This is a genomic window from Streptomyces sp. NBC_01689 (genome assembly GCF_036250675.1).
Lineage (GTDB): Bacteria > Actinomycetota > Actinomycetes > Streptomycetales > Streptomycetaceae > Streptomyces.
The window spans coordinates 8,205,760-8,221,152 of record NZ_CP109592.1; the positions used below are offsets into that span (position 1 = coordinate 8,205,760).

Genomic DNA, 15,393 nt, shown 5'->3' on the forward strand with positions numbered 1-15,393 from the left:
GCCCGCCACGAACTCTTCCGATCCGGCTACGGTTTTTCCCGAGGCGAGCGCACACGGCGCGAGCACCGCACTCCACGGGGGAGACCGTCATGTCAGGCAACACCGTCACCCAGTCCGTCACATGGTCGCTCGCCCGCGCGGCCCGGGAGCTCGATCTCCGGCGCGGCGAGTTCGACCTGGCCGTGCATCTCGGATACGTACGCACCGTCCCCGACGAAGGGGGAGCGGGCCGCCGGGTCACCCGGGCGGAGATCGACCGCGTGCGGTCCCAGGAAGGCTTCCCCGAAGCGCTGAGGGAGCGGGTCAAGGCCGTGGGTACGACGGAGGGTGCCGCCCTCATGGGCGTCTCCACCGCCAGGTTCACGCGCCTCGCCCGCCTGGGCCTGGTGGTGCCGGTGAAGTTCTATGTGAACCGTTACAGGGCCGTGGTCTGGCTCTATCTGGCCGAGGAGCTGCGCCGCTTCCCGGCCGAGAGGCAGAACGTCCCGCTGCTCAGGGGCCGTATGCCCGAGGGACTGCGCGACCAGCTGGGGGCGGGCCTGGACCTCCGGCCCCGCAACTGGCGCGGACGGCACATGGGATTCCTGCTGCGCCAGGCCGAGGACCCCTGGGCCAGGGCGGCGGTCGTGGCCTCGCTGCTCGAACCCGCCCAGCTGGCCGAGGTGATCAGGGATCCGTACGAGCGTGCCTGCCTGAACCGCTTCCGTCCCGAACGACCCGGGCACGGCGCGCCGGACTCGCCCGCCGCGTACCTCGTCTCCCGGATCATGACGGCCGACGACCCCGACGAGATCAGCTGGCTCCGCGCCGACCTCGGTCACGCCGTCGCCGAAGCCCGGGAGGCACACCCCGCTCCGCGTCCCACCCCGAGGGCCCGAACCGGCGTCGTCCCGGAACCGGCGGGGCCGTCCGCGGAGGAACACCCCACGGTGCCGGGCTCTCCACCGGTTCCCGTCGCCGAGGCCGCCGCCTTCGCTCCGACCGGCTCAGTCTCGGGACCCGTAGCCGCGGTACGCGCCGTCGCGGTGCCGATCCTGTCCCCGACGGTCGTCCCGCGCTCCGAGACGGTCCTGCCTGAGAACCCGCCCGAGCCCGGGGAGGACGGGCGACCGCGGGGCCTGTTCGGGTGGCTGCGCCGCAGAGACGCCTGACGGCGCGGCAGTTCGCGGCCTGGCTACAGCGCCCGGAACAGACCTTCCTGGACGACGGAGACGAGCAGTCGTCCCTTCCGGTCGTAGATGCGCCCGCGGGCCAGCCCTCGACCGCCGGTCGCGATGGGCGACTCCTGGTCGTACAGGAACCACTCGTCCGCCCGGAACGGCCGGTGGAACCACATGGCGTGATCGAGCGAGGCCATGTCGAAACCACGCGGACCCCACAACGGTTCCACCGGAATACGGACGGCGTCCAGAAGGGTCATGTCACTCGCGTACGTGAGAGCACAGGTGTGCACGAGAGGGTCGTCGCCCAGCGGCCCCACGGCCCTCATCCACACGGCGCTGCGCGGCTCCGCGTCCTTGATCTCGTCCGGCGTCCAGCGCAGCCGGTCCACGTACCGGATGTCGAACGGCTGGCGGCGCGCCATGCGTTCCAACGCCTCCGGCAGCGTGCCCAGGTGCTGGGAGATCTCCTGCGGCAGCGTCGGCAGCGACTCGGGGTCGGGGACCTCCCGGGCCGGCGGCAACTGATGCTCGAAGGTTCCTTCCTCAGGCTTGTGAAAGGAGGCGGTCAGATTGAAGATCGTGCGTCCCTGCTGCACGGCGGTGACCCGCCGGGTGGTGAAAGAGCGCCCGTCCCGGACCCGTTCGACCTGGTACACGATCGGCACGCCCGGCCTGCCCGGCCGAAGGAAGTACGCGTGCAGCGAGTGCACCGGCCGGTCGCCCTCGGTGGTGCGCCCGGCGGCGACCAGCGCCTGGCCCGCCACCTGGCCACCGAAGACACGCTGCAGTGACTCGTCGGGGCTGCGGCCCCGGAAGATGTTGACCTCGATCTTCTCCAGGTCGAGCAGGTCGACGAGTCTCTCGGCTGGGTTCGTCATGCGTGGGATTCTCCTGTGCTCACAACTGGCCGACGTCGGTGACCTTGACGACGGCACGGCCCTCCGCGTCGGACGCCGTCAGGTCGACCTCCGCGCTGATGCCCCAGTCGTGGTCGCCGTTCGGGTCGGCGAAGGTCTGGCGAACGCGCCACAGGCTGTTCTGCGGCTCCTCCACGATGGACAGCAGCTTGGGGCCGCGGGCGTCCGGGCCGGTGCCGAGGTCCTCGTACTCGTCCCAGTACTTGTCCATCGCCTCGCCCCAGGCATCGGCGTCCCAGCCGGAGTCGGCGTCCATCGAGCCCAGCTCGTCGACGTTGTCGAGCGCCGCGAGTTCGACGCGGCGGAACATCGCGTTGCGGACGAGGACACGGAAGGCACGGGCGTTCGCGGTGACCGGTTTGACCTGGTCCGCCTTCTCCTGGGCCTCCTCGGCCGTCATCTCCTCCGGGTTGGCGAGCTGCTCCCACTCGTCCAGCAGGCTGGAATCGACCTGGCGCACCAACTCGCCCAGCCAGGCGATCAGATCCTCCAGGTCCTCGGACTTGAGGTCGTCCGGGACGGTGTGTTCCAGGGCCTTGTAGGCGCTCGCCAGGTAGCGCAGCACGATGCCCTCGGTCCGCGCGAGCTCGTAGAAGGAGACGAACTCGGTGAAGGACATGGCACGTTCGTACATGTCACGGATCACGGACTTCGGCGACAGCGGATGGTCACCGACCCACGGGTGGCTCGTGCGGTAGGTGTTGTAGGCGTGGAACAGCAGCTCTTCCATCGGCTTGGGGTACGACACGTCCTGGAGCCGTTCCATGCGCTCCTCGTACTCGACGCCGTCCGCCTTCATGGCGGCCACCGCCTCGCCCCGGGCCTTGTTCTGCTGGGCCGCGAGGATCTGCCGAGGGTCGTCCAGCGTCGATTCCACGACGGACACCATGTCGAGCGCGTAGGACGGGGACTCGGGGTCCAGCAGGTCGAACGCGGCCAGCGCGAAGGTCGACAGCGGCTGGTTGAGCGCGAAGTCCTGCTGAAGGTCGACGGTGAGACGCACGATGCGGCCCTCGGCGTCCGGCGTGTCCAGCTTCTCGACGATGCCGCCGTCCAGGAGCGAGCGGTAGATCGCGATCGCCCGCCGGATGTGCCGCAACTGCTGCTTGCGGGGCTCGTGGTTGTCCTCCAGCAGATGCCGCATCGCCTCGAAGGCGTTGCCCGGCCGGGCGATGACCGACAGCAGCATCGTGTGGGTCACCCGGAAGCGGGAGGTGAGCGGCTCGGGCTCGGAGGCGATGAGCTTCTCGAAGGTGCTGTCCGTCCACCCGACGAAGCCCTCGGGAGCCTTCTTGCGCACCACCTTGCGACGCTTCTTCGGGTCGTCGCCCGCCTTGGAGAGGGCCTTCTCGTTCTCGATCACGTGCTCGGGCGCCTGCGCGACGACGAACCCCGCCGTGTCGAAACCCGCCCGCCCGGCGCGCCCCGCGATCTGGTGGAACTCACGGGCGCGCAGCGTGCGGACCCGGTTGCCGTCGTACTTCGTCAGCGCGGTGAACAGCACGGTGCGGATCGGCACATTGACACCGACACCGAGGGTGTCCGTGCCGCAGATGACCTTCAGCAGGCCGGCCTGGGCGAGCTTCTCGACCAGCCGACGGTACTTGGGGAGCATGCCGGCGTGATGGACACCGATTCCGTGCCGCACGTAGCGGGAGAGGTTCTGGCCGAACTTGGTGGTGAACCGGAAGTTGCCGATCAGATCGGCGATCTGGTCCTTCTCCTCCCGGGTGCACATGTTGATGCTCATCAGCGCCTGTGCCCGCTCCACGGCCTGCGCCTGGGTGAAGTGGACGATGTAGACCGGGGCCTGCCTGGTCGCGAGCAACTCGGTGAGCGTCTCCGTCAACGGGGTCAGCACGTACTCGTAGGAGAGCGGCACGGGCCGGGTCGCCGAGCGGACCACCGAGGTGGGGCGGCCGGTGCGCCGGGTGAGGTCCTTCTCGAACATCGAGACGTCGCCGAGTGTCGCGGACATCAGGATGAACTGCGCCTGGGGAAGTTCCAGGATCGGGATCTGCCAGGCCCAGCCGCGGTCGCCCTCCGCGTAGAAGTGGAACTCGTCCATGACGACCTGGCCGACGTCGGCGTGCTTGCCGTCGCGCAGCGCGATGGACGCCAGCACCTCAGCGGTACAGCAGATGACGGGGGCGTCGGCGTTGACGGAGGCGTCGCCGGTGAGCATGCCCACGTTCTCGGTGCCGAAGATCTTGCACAGCTCGAAGAACTTCTCCGAGACGAGCGCCTTGATCGGCGCCGTGTAGAAGGTGACCTCGTCCCGGGCGAGCGCGGCGAAGTGCGCACCCGCGGCGATCATGCTCTTCCCCGAGCCGGTGGGGGTCGAGACGATCACGTTGGCCCCCGAGACCACCTCGATCAGCGCCTCCTCCTGGTGGGGGTAGAGGGTGAGACCACGTTCCCCGGCCCACGACTCGAAGGCTTCGTAGAGGGCGTCGGGATCTGCGGTCTGCGGCAGCTGATCGATAAGGGTCACGCCCCCATCTTGCCTGTCGACCCGCTCGATGGGGGAATCGGATGTTCGGCCGAAGATCACGAACGTTACGCTGTGGCGCCGGTGAAGCGTCACCGGACGCGGGCAACTGGACAGCGCTACAAGCGGAATGGGGCGGGGAACGGCCATGATGGGACCAGCACACTCACTGTCGGGGGCCGCGGCCTGGCTCGGTGTCGGGGCGGCGGCCGCCGCCACCGGTCACACCATGCCCTGGCCGGTCCTCCTCGTCGGAGCCCTCATCTGCGCGGGGGCCGCGCTCGCCCCCGACCTGGACCACAAGGCCGCGACCATCTCGAGGGCCTTCGGGCCGATCTCACGCGGGCTCTGCGAGATCGTCGACAAGCTCTCGTACGCCGTCTACAAATCGACACGCAAGCCGGGCGACCCGCGGCGCTCCGGTGGCCACCGCACACTGACGCACACCTGGCTGTGGGCGGTGCTGATCGGCGCGGGGTCTTCGGTGGTGGCCATCACCGGCGGCCGCTGGGCGGTCCTGGCGATCCTGTTCATCCACATGGTGCTCGCGATCGAGGGGCTGCTGTGGCGGGCCGCGCGCGGGTCCAGCAGCGACGTCCTGGTCTGGCTGCTGGCCGCGACCAGCGCCTGGATCCTCGCCGGGATCCTGGACAAGCCGGGCAACGGGGCGGACTGGCTGTTCACCGCGCCCGGCCAGGAGTACCTGTGGCTGGGCCTGCCGATCGTCCTGGGCGCGCTGGTGCACGACATCGGGGACGCGCTGACGGTGTCGGGCTGCCCGATCTTGTGGCCGATCCCGCTCGGCCGCAAGCGCTGGTACCCGATCGGCCCGCCCAAGGTGATGCGCTTCCGGGCCGGCAGCTGGGTCGAGCTGAAGGTGCTCATGCCGGCGTTCATGCTGCTGGGCGGGGTGGGCTGCGCGGCGGCGCTGAACTTCATCTGACCGACCGGCGGAGCGCCGCGTCCGACGGAGGCGGCGCCCCCGCACCCGGCGGACGTGGCGGTGACGGGCGTGGCGGTATTGCGGGTGGCGGCGGCCTCAGGGCCTCATGCCGGATCCTTGTCGTCCCCGCAGTCCGCGCCCTGTACGGAGCCTCCGTAGCGCTTCTCGAACTGCGCGATCCGGCCCTCCGAGTCCACCGTCCGGGCCTTGCCGGTGTAGAACGGGTGACTCTCGGACGAGATCTCGACATCGACGACCGGGTAGGTCTCGCCGTCGTCCCACTCGATCGTCCGCTCACTCGTCGCCGTGGACCGGGTGAGGAAGGCGAATCCGGCGGCCCGGTCCCGGAAGACCACGGCGTGGTAGTCGGGCTGCTTGTCCTGCTGCATGGGTGCTCCTTGCCTAGGAGGGGCAGGCCGGGCCAGACCCGGTCAGCCGGACAGGGACTCCTCGTCGACGACATGCATGGCGGCCTCCTCGGCCGAGGCGGCGGCGCCGTCGATGCCGACGTCGGTGGCGATCAGTCCGCTCTCGTCGTCCTCGTGCGCCCCCTCGTCGGGGGCGACGAGACGTCCGGAGCGGAGGGTCCCCACCTCGTTGTCCAGAGGCTCTCCGTCGCCGCCCTCGTAGTCGCCGATGCCGTCCCCGTCGGGTTCGGCGATGTCGGGCAGCTCCTCCGCGAGTCGCTGGTCCAGGCTCTCGCCCTGCCGACGTTCGGAAGCGGTCACGCCGGAGTGCTCCACCGCCCACGGCCGCTCCGGCGGGGACCAGCCACGGTCGAGAGGATCACCCACACCGTCGGAGTCCAGGGTGTCCTCGACGTCGAGCAGCCCCGCGTCGTCCTGCACCTCGGATCCGTCAGGCTGGTAGACGTCGTCTCCCCATCCGTCGGCGCTCTCCACGGGTACCTCCAGGTGATGCGGGTGAGCCCGGTCCCACCGCGATCGACGGCGGGCACGGTCACTGGACACCGGCCCCGCCCCGCGCGAACCGGGTGGTTCCCGGCCGCTCCCCGAATCGGTGCCGACATCCAGCCTTCCACTCCGGTTCGGCACCGCGCAACGCCACAGGCTCCGACCTGCGGCGACCCCGCCCGCCGACCCGGGTCCCGGACCCCGGGGCGACGGCTCCGCCGAGCCACCGCCGCCTGCTCCGGTCGGGCGCGCGCATACGCATCCTGCCGCGGGAGCCCGGTCGCCGCAGCAGCCGTGCCGCATGATCACCCGGTCACGATCGCGTCGGCCGTGCCATCTGGCGGTCCGGTCTCGGTCACCTCATCCGTGCCAGGACCTCCACAGGGCCGCGTAGGCGCCGTCGGCGGCGACCAGCTCGTCGTGACTGCCCAGCTCGGTGATCCGGCCGTTCTCCACGACGGCGATGACGTCCGCGTCGTGGGCGGTGTGCAGCCGGTGGGCGATGGCCACGACGGTGCGGCCGTTGAGGACACGCGCCAGCGACCGTTCCAGGTGGCGGGCCGCCCGAGGGTCGAGGAGCGAGGTCGCCTCGTCGAGCACCAGCGTGTGCGGATCGGCCAGGACCAGCCGGGCGAGTGCGATCTGCTGGGCCTGCGCCGGGGTGAGCGCCAATCCTCCCGAACCGACCTCGGTGTCCAGACCGTCGCCCAGGGCCCGTGCCCACCCGTCGGCGTCGACCGCGCCCAGCGCCGCCCACAGTTCCGCGTCGGCCGCCCCCGTCCGGGCGAGCAGCAGGTTGTCGCGCAGGGAGCCCACGAACACGTGATGTTCCTGGTTGACCAGGGCGACGTGTGTACGCACCGCCTCCGCGGGCATCCGCGAGAGTTCGGCTCCGCCGAGCGTGACGCGGCCGTCCCGCGGGGCGTAGATCCCGGCGAGCAGCCTGCCCAGGGTGGACTTGCCCGCACCGGACGGACCGACCAGCGCGAGCCGGGTGCCGGGGGCGACCTCGAGGGAGACCTTCCGCAGCACGTCCACACCCGCGCGGTAGCCGAAACGCACCTCGTCCGCGTGCACGTCGCGTCCGTCCGGTCTGACCTCGGGATCACCGGCGGCCGGCTCGATGTCCCGGACGCCGACCAGCCGGGCGAGCGAGACCTGGGCGACCTGCAGCTCGTCGTACCAGCGCAGGATCAGACCCACCGGGTCGACCAGCATCTGGGCGATGAGCGCGCCCGTCGTCAGCTGACCCACATCGATCCAGTTCCGCAGGACGAAGACCCCACCGATCATGAGGACCGAGCAGAGGACCGTGACATGGGTGAGGTTGACGATGGGGAAGAGCACCGAGCGCAGCCACAGGGTGTAGCGCTCCCAGGCGGTCCACTCCTTGATGCGGCGCTCGGAGAGGTCGATGCGGCGCTCGCCGAGACGGTGTGCCTCGACGGTGCGTCCGGCGTCCACGGTCTCGGCGAGGGCGGCGGCGACGGCGGCGTAGCCGGCGGCCTCCGAGCGGTAGGCGGACGGGGCCCGCTTGAAGTACCAGCGGCAGCCGACGACCAGCAGGGGGACGGCGACCAGGACCGTGGGGGCGAGGGCCGGTGCCGTGACGGCCAGACCTCCGAGCAGCAGCACGACCCACACCACGCCGATGGCCAGCTGGGGCACGGCTTCGCGCATCGCGTTGGCGAGACGGTCGATGTCGGTGGTGATGCGGGACAGCAGATCGCCTGTGCCGGCTCGTTCCAGCACGCCGGGCGGCAGCCCGACCGACCGGACGAGGAAGTCCTCGCGCAGGTCGGCGAGCATGCGTTCACCGAGCATGGCACCGCGCAGCCGGACCTCGCGGACGAACACCGACTGGATGACGAGCGCGGCGAGGAACAGCGTGGAGGTGCGCATCAGGTGGAGATCCCGCGCGTGGTCGGAGACCCGTTCCACGACCGCGCCCAGCAGGTAGGGCCCGGCCATCGAGGCCACCACGGCCACCGTGTTGACGGTGACGAGCAGCAGGAAGGCCCGGCGGTGCCGGCGGAAGAGTTCGATGACGTAGGCGCGTACGGTCGAGGTGGCGCCGACGGGCAGGGTGTTCGCCGTCGTCGGGGCCGCCGGGTCGTACGCCGGTGGCGCCAGGCCGATCATGCGGATTCCTCGATTTCTTCCAGTTCGTCGATCTTGCCGGTCCTGACGGGCCTGCTGGTTCTTCCGGCCGTGTTCGTCCTGTTGGTTCTGCTGGTGGTGCCCGCGCCGCCGAGCCTGCCGGGGTCGTCGAATGCACCGCCTGCGCTGCCTGCGCCACCTGCATCGCCTGCGTCGCGTTCTTCGCGTGTGTCGGGCTTCTCGATCTTTTCGAGCCCGTCCTTCGGGTCGCGTGTTCCGAGGTCCTGCCGGTCCTTGCCGGCGGTGGCTTCCTCGTCGGTCTCGCGGGTGACCACCGCCCGGTACCGCGGTTCGCCGAGCACGAGTTCGCGGTGGACTCCGACGGCCGCGACCTCGCCCTCGTGGACGAGGACGACCCGGTCCGCGTGGTCCAGGAGCAGGGGTGAGGAGGTGAAGACGACCGTCGTGCGTCCGGCGCGCAGGGCGCGGACACCGTCGGCGATCCGCGCCTCGGTGTGCGAGTCGACCGCCGAGGTCGGTTCGTCCAGGACCAGTACGCCGGGGTCGGTGACCAGCGAGCGGGCCAGGGCCAGACGCTGGCGCTGGCCGCCCGACAGGGATCGTCCGCGTTCGGTGATACGGGCGTCCATCGGGTCCTCGGCGTCCAGCGAGCCCTGGGTCAGCGCGTCCAGGACGTCGCCGCACTGTGCGGCGGCCAGCGCCTCGGCCGCGCTGACCGCACCCGAGGAAGGCACGTCGAGCAGTTCGCGCAGCGAGCCGGACAGCAGTACCGGGTCCTTGTCCTGGACGAGGACGGCCGTGCGCGCGGAGCCGAGCGGCAGTTCGTCGAGCGGTACGCCACCGAGGAGTACCGAGGTGCCCTCGACGGAGGGGTGGCCGCCCAGACGTTCGGCGAGCACACCCGCGGCGTCCGGGTCACCGCAGACCACGGCGGTGAGCCGCCCCGCGGGTGCGAGGAGTCCGGTGGCGGGGTCGTACAGATCGCCGCGCGGGACCTCGGCCGAGCGGGAGCCGCCACTGTCGGTGGCCCGTTCCAGCGACAGCACCCGGGCGGCGCGTTTGGCGGACGGGCGGGAGAAGGAGTACGCCATGGCGATCTCCTCGAAGTGCCGCAGCGGGTAGGTGAGCAGCATGACCGTGCTGTACACGGTGACCAGTTCGCCGACCGTGATCCGGCCGTCGCGGGCCAGGTGCACGCCGTGCCAGATGACGGCGATCATGAGGAGACCGGGCAGCAGCACCTGGACGGCCGAGATCAGCGACCACATGCGGGCACTGCGCACGGCCGCCCGCCGGACCTCCTGGGAGGCGCGGCGGTAGCGGTCGAGGAACAGTTCCTCGCCGCCGATGCCGCGCAGCACGCGCAGCCCCGCGACGGTGTCCGAGGCCAGCTCGGTGGCGTGTCCGGCCCTCTCCCGCTGGAAGTCGGCGCGTCGGGTGGCGCGGGGCAGCAGCGGCAGCACGGCGAGCGCCAGGACGGGCACGCCCACGGCGACGATGACGCCCAGCGCCGGCTGGTAGAGGACGAGGCCGACGCAGACGAGGACGACGGTGAGCGCGGCCGCCGCGAACCGCGACAGGGCCTCCACGAACCAGCCGATCTTCTCGACGTCGCCGGTGGAGACGGCCACGACCTCACCGGCCGCGACGCGCTGGGTCAGCGCCGAGCCGAGCTGGGCGGTCTTGTGCGCCAGCAACTGCTGGACGCGAGCGGCGGCGGTGATCCAGTTGGTGACCGCGGCCCGGTGCAGCATGGCCTCGCCGACAGCGATGCCCGCGCCGCACAGCGCCATCAGCCCACCGGTCAGGGCGAGTCGTGTGCCGGATCTGTCGACGACGGACTGCACGGCCAGGCCCACACAGAACGGAAGCCCGGCCACGGCGACGAAGTGGAGCAGTCCCCAGGCCAGGGCCTTGAACTGCCCGCCCAGCTGATTCCGCCCGAGCCACCGGAGGAATCGGGGGCCGGAGCGTGCGTCCGGCACACCGGGGTCAGGATAGGGAAGGTCTTGAATCTGCATGACGTCCCAGTGGCTCGTGTAACGGGTGGGTTCAGGGGTGAGGGGAAGCCGTAACGTTTCGGCGACCAGGCCGGTCGCGGAGGCCGACAGCAAACCGTGAAAGGTTCGCGGTAGGGAGCGGTCCGGGGCAAGCGGTTTTTTCGGCCGGGACAAGGTTTCGGCCCGCCGGGCAGGCCCCGCCCTGGTGTGCCTCGTGCGGCTCGGGCTTCCCGGTCGGGCTCCGGTTCCGGGTCGTCGGCCGCGGGGCCGCGAGCACGCGATGTGGCCAAAGGGGCGCAGGGAAGGGGCTGTTCGTCCGATTGGTGATGCGACGATGGACCGTATGCGACAAGACGGCGGGCGACAGGACGGTGCGACGCGCAGGCGCATCGCCGCGGCGGCGTGCGGAGGCCTCGCGGTGATCCTTTGGGCGTGCGGCGGTCCGGGCGGGGGGAGCGACGGGGACAAGGGGAGAGGCGGGGCGGGCGGGGAGTCCGACCGGGCCGCCGCGGGCAGCGTCGACCGCACGCGGATCCCTGGGATCGGCGACCGCTTGAGAACGCGCATCCCGTCCGACTCCCGTCAGGTCGTGGCCGTGTACGGCGCGGGCAGGAACTCCGCGGATTCGACGGCCGTTCTCTACACGAGGTCCGGATCGATGTGGGACGGCCGGCCGTTGGGGAGGGCGCACGACGGAGCGAAGGGCTGGACCACCGACCACCACGAGGACGACAAGCGCAGCCCGGTCGGGGTGTTCACCCTGACCGACGCGGGCGGAGTGCTCAAGGACCCGGGAGCCCTCCTCCCGTACGACCGGTCGCCGGGGTACCAGGCTCCCCGCGGCTGGGCCAAGTCCTACTGGCACGACTTCGACTACGTCATCGCCATCAACTACAACCGCCGGCCGGGCACCCCGCCGAACGACCCGATCCGCCCCCAGGGGCAGTCGAAGGGCGGCGGGATCTGGCTGCACCTGGACCACGGCAGCGGTACGTCGGCCTGCGTGAGCCTGCCCAAGTCAGCCATGGAGCGTCTGTTGCGCACGCTCGACCCGCGACGGCACCCGGTCGTGGTGATGGGGGACAGAGCGGAGCTGAGGGCCTAGACCCCGGGTGTCTCGACGGCACCACCAGCAACTGACCGCGTGGTGACGGCCCCACGACACCCGCGTCCGCGACGCGACATACCCGGACGGTGCGCCGTGCGATCAGCGGCACGCGGTCGGAACGACGGGCGCGGGCGGCGCAGGAGCCGGATGCCGAGCGACCGGGATGTGGTCGGAACGGCGAGCGCGAGCGAGAGGTGCGCGGTGGGGAGTGCGAGCGAGCCGCATGAGTCCGAGGGAGCCGTATGAGATCGGAGCGGCGAGTGCGAGGTACACGACCGGGACGACGAGCGAGACCTACGCGCTGCGAGAGTCCGCCGGTTGTCCTGCGCCATGACCGTCGTCCGGTCGCCGAACAGGGGGTGTTGACGGTGGATCACCGACACCGGTGAAGCCCTCCGGGGTGCGGAGGCCGAAGGCCGATGGTGCGGCAGGGGCCGTCCGGTGCGCCGAGCGGCCTCAGCAGGGCCGCTCCAGCGGGGGCATCCCGTCCACCAGGGTGTCCAGCAGCCCGCCCAGCACCTCGCGCTCCTCGTCCGACAGCGGAGCCAGGATCTCCTCCGCGGCCGACCGGCGCGCGCCCCGCAACTCCTGCAGCGCCGCGCGTCCTTGATCGGTGACCTCGATCCGGATCACCCGCCGGTTGCTCGGGTCGGGGACCCGGCGGACCTTCCCGCTCGCCTCCAGACCGTCGACCAGGGTGGTCACCGCCCGCGGGACGACCTCCAAGCGCTCGGCGAGGTCGGCCATACGCGGCGGTGTGCCGTAGTGCGCGAGCGTGCGCAGCAGCCGGGACTGGGCCGGAGTGATGCCCAGACCCCGCTGCTCCAGATGGCGTTTCTGGATGCGGTGCACGCGGCGGGTCAGCCGCAGCAACTGCTCGGCGAGGAGGCCGTCGGCATCGGGGGTGGTCATACGGGAACAATATCAGGATGCGGTTCATTGTGAGTATAGGTAACAATGAGCTATGCTCCGTGAGTCATCGTCTTCCGTCTCTGTAATCATCGCCTCACCTTCCGTAGGAGCCCATGCGTCCCGAGTCATCCACCTGGACCCCGTCACCCGCCGAGACCCCACAGCCCCGGCAGGTGCGCCGTATCCTCACCCTCTTCCGTCCCTACCGCGGCCGCCTCGCGGTCGTCGGCCTGCTGGTCGGTGCCTCCTCCCTGGTCTCGGTCGCGACACCCTTCCTGCTGAAGGAGACGCTGGACGTCGCCATCCCTCAGGGCCGCACCGGTCTCCTCAGCCTGCTCGCGCTCGGCATGATCCTCAGCGCGGTCGTCACCGGCATCTTCGGCGTACTGCAGACCCTCATCTCGACGACGGTCGGCCAGCGCGTCATGCACGACCTGCGCACCGCCGTCTACGGCCGGCTGCAGCGCATGTCGCTCGCCTTCTTCACCCGCACGCGCACCGGAGAGGTCCAGTCCCGCATCGCCAACGACATCGGCGGCATGCAGGCGACCGTGACCTCCACGGCCACCTCGCTGGTCTCGAACCTCACGAGCGTCGTCGCCACGATCGTCGCGATGATCGCCCTCGACTGGCGGCTCACCGTCGTCTCGATGGCCCTGCTGCCGGTCTTCGTGTGGATCAGCCGCCGCGTGGGCAACGAACGCAAGAAGATCGCCACCGAGCGGCAGAAGCAGATGGCCGCGATGGCCGCCACCGTCACCGAGTCCCTCTCGGTCAGCGGCATCCTGCTCGGCCGCACGATGGGCCGCGGTGACTCGCTCACCAAGGCCTTCTCGGCGGAGTCGGAGAGCCTGGTCGACCTAGAGGTGAAGTCGAACATGGCGGGGCGCTGGCGGATGTCCGTCATCGGCATCGTCATGGCCGGGATGCCGGCCGTCATCTACTGGGCCGCGGGCATGGCCCTGCAGCTCGGCGGGCCGTCCGTCTCGCTGGGCACGCTGGTCGCCTTCGTCTCGCTCCAACAGGGCCTGTTCCGCCCGGCGGTGAGCCTGCTGTCCACGGGCGTCCAGATCCAGACCTCGCTCGCGCTCTTCCAGCGCATCTTCGAATACCTGGACCTGCCCATCGACATCACGGAGCCCGAGCGGCCGGTCCACCTGGACCAGGTCAAGGGCGAGATCCGGTTCGAGGACGTCGAGTTCCGCTACGACGACAAGAGCGGTCCGATTCTCGACGGCATCGACATCACGGTGCCCGCCGGTGGAAGTCTCGCCGTCGTCGGTCCGACCGGTTCGGGCAAGTCCACGCTCAGCTACCTGGTCCCCAGGCTGTACGACGTCACGGGCGGCCGCGTCACGCTCGACGGGATCGACGTGCGGGACCTGGACTTCGACACGCTCGCGCGGGGGATCGGTGTCGTCTCCCAGGAGACCTACCTCTTCCATGCCTCGGTCGCGGACAACCTGCGGTTCGCCAGACCGGACGCCACCGACGAGGAGTTGCGGGCGGCGGCCCGGGCGGCCCAGATCCACGACCACATCGCGTCGCTGCCGGACGGGTACGACACGGTCGTGGGCGAGCGGGGTCACCGCTTCTCCGGTGGTGAGAAGCAGCGGTTGGCCATCGCGCGCACCATCCTGCGTGATCCGCCGGTGCTCATCCTCGACGAGGCGACCAGTGCCCTGGACACCCGCACGGAGCACGCCGTGCAGCAGGCGATCGACGCCCTGTCGGCCAACCGGACCACGCTCACCATCGCGCACCGGCTGTCCACCGTCCGGGGCGCCGATCAGATCGTGGTCCTGGATTCCGGCCGCGCGGTCGAACGCGGCACGCACGAGGAGCTGTTGGAGCGGGACGGGCGCTACGCGGCCCTGGTCCGCCGTGACGCCCAACTGGAACCGACAAGCTGACGATATGCCGTGTTTGTGACGATAAGCGGGTTACCGTGCCCGCATGCAGATGAACACTCCGCCACGGAGCACGATTCGACTGACGCGCCGGGGCCGGCTCGCCCTCGTCGTGACCGGAGCCGTCGTGGCGGTCACCGCCGTGGCGGTGCCGCTGCTGATCGTCGGAGGCGAGGAGGCGCCCCGTCCGTCCCTCGTGATCCCGGAGGGCTGGCGCTCGGGCCAGGTCTACCGGGCCGTCGACAAGGCACTCGCCCTGCCCGCGGGCGCCACCAGGAAGTCCCTGGGAAAGGCCCACCTGAAACTGCCCGACGTCGCCGCGGGCAACCCCGAGGGCTACCTGTTCCCCGCGACGTACCCGGTCGACGCGAAGGCGACCCCCGAGTCGCTGCTCCGTTTCATGGTCGACACGGCCGACCGGAAATTCCACCGGAACCCGATCACCGCCGGAGCCCAGCGCAACGCGATGGACGTCTATCAGGTGGTCACCATCGCGAGCATCGTCCAGGCGGAGGCCGCCACGAAGGCCGACATGGGCAAGGTGGCCCGGGTGATCTTCAACCGGCTTCAGCAGGGCATGCCGCTGCAGATGGACTCCACCCTCAACTACGCGCTCAACCGATCCACTCTGAACACCACCACGGGCGACACGAAGCTCAAGAGCCCCTACAACTCCTACGAACGCATGGGTCTGCCGCCCACCCCGATCGCCAACCCCGGGGAGGACGCGATGCGCGCCGCGATCAATCCGACCCCGGGCGACTGGCTGTACTTCGTCACCGTCAAGCCGGGCGACACCCGCTTCACGGCCGGCTACGAGGAACACCAGCGGAACGTCGCCGAGTTCAACCGGAACAACCGGGCGAGCGGACCGTCCGACGCACCGTCGCCCGGCTGAGCGGGAACGACCGCCG

At 70.6% G+C, this 15,393-nt stretch carries 12 protein-coding genes; 5 read left to right on the forward strand and 7 right to left on the reverse strand.

Annotation, left to right across the window (positions count from 1 at the left end; all coding sequences use genetic code 11):
• Positions 1 to 89: 89 nt before the first annotated feature.
• The gene (locus tag OG776_RS35290; protein ID WP_148008088.1) at positions 90 to 1,151 is read left to right on the forward strand and encodes a DUF6397 family protein; all 1,062 of its coding nucleotides are present in this window, start codon (positions 90 to 92) and stop codon (positions 1,149 to 1,151) included.
• A 23-nt stretch (positions 1,152 to 1,174) separates the two neighbouring features.
• On the opposite strand, the gene OG776_RS35295 is transcribed toward OG776_RS35290, so the two are convergent.
• Complete coding sequence (locus OG776_RS35295) at positions 1,175 to 2,041, reverse strand: acyl-CoA thioesterase (RefSeq protein ID WP_148008089.1); 867 nt, start codon at positions 2,039 to 2,041, stop codon at positions 1,175 to 1,177.
• A 19-nt stretch (positions 2,042 to 2,060) separates the two neighbouring features.
• Positions 2,061 to 4,574, reverse strand: coding sequence for a DEAD/DEAH box helicase (locus OG776_RS35300; RefSeq protein ID WP_148008090.1), 2,514 nt, complete (start codon positions 4,572 to 4,574; stop codon positions 2,061 to 2,063).
• Between the two features lie 145 nt (positions 4,575 to 4,719).
• On the opposite strand from OG776_RS35300, the gene OG776_RS35305 reads away from it, so the two are divergent.
• Positions 4,720 to 5,514 (forward strand): metal-dependent hydrolase, encoded by a 795-nt coding sequence (locus tag OG776_RS35305; protein WP_148008091.1) that lies wholly within the window; start codon positions 4,720 to 4,722, stop codon positions 5,512 to 5,514.
• A gap of 104 nt (positions 5,515 to 5,618) precedes the next feature.
• Here the strand turns inward: OG776_RS35305 and OG776_RS35310 are convergent, their stop codons facing one another.
• The 4 genes from OG776_RS35310 to OG776_RS35325 form a co-directional block, all read right to left on the reverse strand.
• Positions 5,619 to 5,903 carry a type B 50S ribosomal protein L31 gene (locus tag OG776_RS35310; RefSeq protein WP_148008092.1) on the reverse strand — a complete coding sequence of 95 codons (285 nt, stop codon included), beginning with the start codon at positions 5,901 to 5,903 and terminating at the stop codon, positions 5,619 to 5,621.
• 42 nt (positions 5,904 to 5,945) lie between these two features.
• Positions 5,946 to 6,416 carry a DUF5709 domain-containing protein gene (locus OG776_RS35315; protein ID WP_148008093.1) on the reverse strand — a complete coding sequence of 157 codons (471 nt, stop codon included), beginning with the start codon at positions 6,414 to 6,416 and terminating at the stop codon, positions 5,946 to 5,948.
• 372 nt (positions 6,417 to 6,788) lie between these two features.
• A complete protein-coding gene (locus OG776_RS35320; RefSeq protein WP_148008094.1) occupies positions 6,789 to 8,570 on the reverse strand; it encodes an ABC transporter ATP-binding protein in 1,782 nt (593 codons plus the stop codon).
• A complete protein-coding gene (locus tag OG776_RS35325) occupies positions 8,567 to 10,570 on the reverse strand; it encodes an ABC transporter ATP-binding protein (protein WP_329323136.1) in 2,004 nt (667 codons plus the stop codon). The genes OG776_RS35320 and OG776_RS35325 overlap by 4 nt, the downstream gene beginning before the upstream one ends.
• A 322-nt stretch (positions 10,571 to 10,892) precedes the next feature.
• Between OG776_RS35325 and OG776_RS35330 the strand changes: the two genes are divergently transcribed.
• Positions 10,893 to 11,654, forward strand: coding sequence for a L,D-transpeptidase family protein (locus OG776_RS35330; protein ID WP_329323137.1), 762 nt, complete (start codon positions 10,893 to 10,895; stop codon positions 11,652 to 11,654).
• Positions 11,655 to 12,113: 459 nt separating this feature from the next.
• Here the strand turns inward: OG776_RS35330 and OG776_RS35335 are convergent, their stop codons facing one another.
• A complete protein-coding gene (locus tag OG776_RS35335; RefSeq protein WP_148008095.1) occupies positions 12,114 to 12,569 on the reverse strand; it encodes a MarR family winged helix-turn-helix transcriptional regulator in 456 nt (151 codons plus the stop codon).
• 113 nt (positions 12,570 to 12,682) lie between these two features.
• Here OG776_RS35335 and OG776_RS35340 point away from each other — a divergent pair, with 113 nt between their 5' ends.
• Both OG776_RS35340 and mltG read left to right on the forward strand, forming a co-directional pair.
• Positions 12,683 to 14,482, forward strand: coding sequence for an ABC transporter ATP-binding protein (locus tag OG776_RS35340; RefSeq protein WP_329323138.1), 1,800 nt, complete (start codon positions 12,683 to 12,685; stop codon positions 14,480 to 14,482).
• Between the two features lie 43 nt (positions 14,483 to 14,525).
• Positions 14,526 to 15,377: an endolytic transglycosylase MltG gene (mltG, locus tag OG776_RS35345; protein WP_148008097.1), complete on the forward strand. Its 852-nt coding sequence runs from the start codon at positions 14,526 to 14,528 to the stop codon at positions 15,375 to 15,377.
• Positions 15,378 to 15,393: the final 16 nt, after the last annotated feature.

Coding starts and splice junctions, on each gene's coding strand:
- OG776_RS35290 (WP_148008088.1), top strand. CDS start 90: ATGTCAGGCAACACCGTCACCCAGTCCGTCACATGGTCGCTCGCCCGC.
- OG776_RS35295 (WP_148008089.1), bottom strand. CDS start 2,041: ATGACGAACCCAGCCGAGAGACTCGTCGACCTGCTCGACCTGGAGAAG.
- OG776_RS35305 (WP_148008091.1), top strand. CDS start 4,720: ATGATGGGACCAGCACACTCACTGTCGGGGGCCGCGGCCTGGCTCGGT.
- OG776_RS35310 (WP_148008092.1), bottom strand. CDS start 5,903: ATGCAGCAGGACAAGCAGCCCGACTACCACGCCGTGGTCTTCCGGGAC.
- OG776_RS35320 (WP_148008094.1), bottom strand. CDS start 8,570: ATGATCGGCCTGGCGCCACCGGCGTACGACCCGGCGGCCCCGACGACG.
- OG776_RS35325 (WP_329323136.1), bottom strand. CDS start 10,570: ATGCAGATTCAAGACCTTCCCTATCCTGACCCCGGTGTGCCGGACGCA.
- OG776_RS35330 (WP_329323137.1), top strand. CDS start 10,893: ATGCGACAAGACGGCGGGCGACAGGACGGTGCGACGCGCAGGCGCATC.
- OG776_RS35335 (WP_148008095.1), bottom strand. CDS start 12,569: ATGACCACCCCCGATGCCGACGGCCTCCTCGCCGAGCAGTTGCTGCGG.
- OG776_RS35340 (WP_329323138.1), top strand. CDS start 12,683: ATGCGTCCCGAGTCATCCACCTGGACCCCGTCACCCGCCGAGACCCCA.
- mltG (WP_148008097.1), top strand. CDS start 14,526: ATGCAGATGAACACTCCGCCACGGAGCACGATTCGACTGACGCGCCGG.